Source organism: Gemmatimonadota bacterium (assembly GCA_016209965.1).
In the GTDB taxonomy this organism is placed as follows: Bacteria; Gemmatimonadota; Gemmatimonadetes; order Longimicrobiales; family RSA9; genus JACQVE01.
In genome coordinates, this window is record JACQVE010000011.1 from 1 (window position 1) to 3,359 (window position 3,359).

Below are 3,359 nucleotides of genomic sequence, written 5' to 3' on the forward strand. Positions count from 1 at the left end.
CTTCCAGCCCGCGCCCCTGCTGCGCGAGCGGGCAGTGGCCGGCCGCGGCTTCTACGACTAGCGCGGCCGGGCCGACCACCAGACAGGGCCCGGGTCAGAGCTGATCGCATGCCGCCGCCCGAGGTCCGCATCCACTACCACCGGCTGCCGCAGCGCCAGGAGCTGTTCGTGCAGCAGCTCGTCCACCGCTCGGCCGACGTCGTGATCACCTACCAGCCGGCGACGCCGCTGGCACGCCCGCTCCAGGTGCAGGGGCAGGTAGTGCTCGAGGAGGGGTCGCCCGCTGTCTGGTTCACGTTCCCGGGCGCCTGGCACGACATTGGCCGGTTCCACCACGCCGACGGCCGCTTCACTGGTATCTACACCAATATCCTTACGCCGCCCAGATTCCACGGCCCGCTGAGCTGGGAGACGACCGACCTGTTCCTGGATGTCTGGCAGGGGGCAGGCGGCCCGCCAGCCTTGCTGGACGTGGCGGAGCTGGCGCAGGCGCTGGACGCAGGGTGGATCGATCCCGAGCTGGCCGCTATGGCGCAGGCCGAAGCGGAACGCGTGCTCGAGCGCGCAGCGCGGCGCGCCTGGCCGCCGGCCGCCGTGCGCGAATGGGACCTGCCTCGCGTGCTGCGCACGATTGCGCCGGAGCCCTGACGGCCATGTTGGGCACGGCACCACTGCCGCCCGGGTGGTGTAGTCACGCGAGTTGAACGCCGCTGTGGGCTAGTGGTAAGTGGTCGAGTTCGTAAGTACGGCCACGAATGCGGCCGTATTTGCGGATTCGACCACTAAATCACAAGTCCTGACTCCTGAGACGCTGTACCAGCCGGTCCACGGAAAGCGCGCACTGGATGATGTTGCCCATGCACTGTAGCGGAGGAGGCAGGCGTACGGCCGTGCGGCGACGCGCCACAACCGTGCTGCTGGGCTGCGCCAGCCTGCTCTGGGCGCCGCCGGCCGCGCGCGCGCAGCGCGCCGGGGACATGGTCATGGAGCGTGCGGCTGCGAGCCGCGCCCGAGGCGTGCAGAATGCGCCGCTCCTGGTCTACGAGATCGCGGACTTCCAGTGCCCTTACTGCGCCCGCTTCTCGAAGGAGATTTTCCCGCTGCTGGATAGCGCCTATGTCCGACCGGGCCGAGTGCAGTGGGTATTCGTGAACCTGCCCCTGCCTGCGCATCGCCATGCCTGGGCAGCCGCCGAAGCAGCGCTCTGCGCCGGGGGCCTGGCCGACCGCTTCTGGGCACTGCACGACCGGCTCTTCGCCGCACAGGGCGAGTGGGCCATGTCAGCCGAGCCGATCCCGCATTTTCTCCGCTATGCCCGTGAGGCAGGCGTGCCCGTGGACACCTTCCAGGCCTGCATCCTGGAAGACGCCGTAGCGCCACTACTGCTCAGTGACGTCCTCTTCTCCGCCGCTTCACGGGTAGGGGGCACCCCCACCTTCATCGTCGGAGAAGGGCAGGTCGTGGTCGGCCTCAAGGCCTTCGAAGAGTGGAAGGAACTGCTGGAAAAGGCGTTGCAGGCGAAGAAGACACCGAGCCGCTAGAGCTACGACTCCTCCACCGGCTCTGGATAGGCAGCCACGAGACGCCGCGGATCCACGTAGATCTCGCCCGTTATGGCAGGGTCCTCCCGGATGGCATCGATCAGCCGCTCGTAGCGGTCCAGCACCTCGGCGGGCAGCCGGACCACGACATTGTGGAAGTTGCCCCGGTCCGCGAAGACCAGGCGCACGGCCACGCGGCTGTCAGGCATGCTCGCGCCGCAACCTGGGAAGCTCGGCCAGGCTGAGGCCGAAGATCAACGCAGCGAGCGCGGCCGAAACGAGGCACCAGCGGCACCAGGCGTGGATGATGAAGGCCTCGAGCGCGGTCAGGTAGGCGGAGAAGCCGAAGGCGGCAGCGCCAAAGCTAAGGAGCAAGAAGGAAAGCGAGCGCTTGCTCTGCAGCCGGGGCTGCAGCCCAGCCAGGGCGAGGCCAAGCAACAGGGCGTAGCCGCCAACCCCCCAGGCGGGCACCGGCACGCCGAGGAACACCGCCCAGCGCGAGGTCTGAACCGTCTCGCAGCCGCCCACGCCGCACGCCAGCGCGCCGACGTAGCCAAGCTTGTAAAGCAGCAGGTAGCCGGAAAGAAAGACGCCCAGGAGCGCGAGCACGGCAATGCCCATGCGGCTCGCGGGCGGCGCTGCGCCTTCCCCTCCCGCACCGGACCGCAGGCCCTGATCCTGCACGCCGCACGACGGCGGCGCCGCCGCCTCGAAGGCGCCCGTGCCCCGCGCACCCCGCCGGCCCGCCGCAGCGGCACCGGTTCCGCTCACGCGCCCATCTCCTGATCGATGACTTCCTTCAGCTCACGATAGTTCAGCGCGTTGCCGATCCGCCTGCCGTTCACGATCACCCAGGGCGTGGCGCTCACCCCCAACTCGAGCCCCAGCAAACGGTTGGCACTCACCAGCTCGGCATGCCGGTCGCTCTCCAGGCAGCGCTCGAACTCCGCCGCGTCCAGCCCCAGCTCGCTGGCATACCCCCTGAACCGGCCCACCGGGCTGCCCTCCGCGCTCCCCCACTCCGACAGACGGCCGAACAGCAGGGCTTGATACTCCCAGAACTTTCCCGCCTCGCCGGCACAACGCGCCGCCCGCGCCGCCAGGAACGAATGCTTGTGCTCGCCGCCCAGCGGGAAATCGTAGTAGACGATCTGCAGCTTGCCGGCTTGCACGTAGTTCGTCTCCAGCAGCGGCTGCACCTGCGCCGCGAACTGGCCGCAGTACGGGCACATGTAGTCACTGAACACGACCAGCTTGACGGGCGCGTTCGCCGGCCCCTTCACCATCCCCTGCGCCTTCTCGTACAGCACGCGGGGATCCTGAATGGCCAGCTCGACCGGCTCGACAGCCGTACCCGCCCCGCGGCTAAGGACCACGTAGGCCAGCGCCCCCACTCCCACCAGGGCGAGGGCGCCGAGCACCAGGTAGAAGGTGCGCAGCGTCCCGCTCGAGGCCGCCTTCTTGTTCCGCGCCGCCACGTCTATCTCCTTGTCATGGAAAAAGATGCGCCAGGGCACTGCCGCCGCGCCGCCCGCTTAAAGATGGAGCAATGGGAGAACCGCGACAAGTGGCGCGCTGACGAGCCACAGGGGGGCGCGGCGTTACGGCTCGGCGGGGCCGGGGATCACCAGTACGGCGCAGGGCGTGCGACGCAGAACGGCTTCCGTGGTCGAGCCGAGTAGCAGGCGCTCGTGGCCGTTGCCGCGTCCGCCGGCGGGATCGAGCTTCTACGGGATTGACAGCAGCCAGTCCGCCACCCGCGCCGTAGCGGCCAGATCGGAGACCACTCGATCGGCGCCCGCGGCGCTGAGCGTCGCC

General features: G+C 69.2%; 5 protein-coding genes and 1 pseudogene. 2 read left to right on the forward strand and 4 right to left on the reverse strand.

Features of this window, described 5'->3' with window-relative positions; genetic code table 11:
• Positions 1 to 108 precede the first annotated feature (108 nt).
• Both HY703_00480 and HY703_00485 read left to right on the forward strand, forming a co-directional pair.
• Positions 109 to 648 carry a DUF402 domain-containing protein gene (locus HY703_00480; GenBank protein ID MBI4543654.1) on the forward strand — a complete coding sequence of 180 codons (540 nt, stop codon included), beginning with the start codon at positions 109 to 111 and terminating at the stop codon, positions 646 to 648.
• 242 nt (positions 649 to 890) lie between these two features.
• The gene (locus HY703_00485; protein ID MBI4543655.1) at positions 891 to 1,541 is read left to right on the forward strand and encodes a thioredoxin domain-containing protein; all 651 of its coding nucleotides are present in this window, start codon (positions 891 to 893) and stop codon (positions 1,539 to 1,541) included.
• A 2-nt stretch (positions 1,542 to 1,543) separates the two neighbouring features.
• Here the strand turns inward: HY703_00485 and HY703_00490 are convergent, their stop codons facing one another.
• The 4 genes and pseudogenes from HY703_00490 to HY703_00505 all read right to left on the reverse strand — a co-directional run bounded on the left by HY703_00490 (position 1,544) and on the right by HY703_00505 (position 3,241).
• Complete coding sequence (locus tag HY703_00490; protein ID MBI4543656.1) at positions 1,544 to 1,750, reverse strand: hypothetical protein; 207 nt, start codon at positions 1,748 to 1,750, stop codon at positions 1,544 to 1,546.
• Complete coding sequence (locus HY703_00495; GenBank protein MBI4543657.1) at positions 1,743 to 2,312, reverse strand: vitamin K epoxide reductase family protein; 570 nt, start codon at positions 2,310 to 2,312, stop codon at positions 1,743 to 1,745. Before HY703_00495 ends, HY703_00490 begins: the two co-directional genes overlap by 8 nt.
• Complete coding sequence (locus tag HY703_00500) at positions 2,309 to 3,019, reverse strand: DsbA family protein (protein ID MBI4543658.1); 711 nt, start codon at positions 3,017 to 3,019, stop codon at positions 2,309 to 2,311. Before HY703_00500 ends, HY703_00495 begins: the two co-directional genes overlap by 4 nt.
• 123 nt (positions 3,020 to 3,142) lie before the next feature.
• Positions 3,143 to 3,241, reverse strand: a pseudogene (locus HY703_00505) (universal stress protein).
• Positions 3,242 to 3,359: the final 118 nt, after the last annotated feature.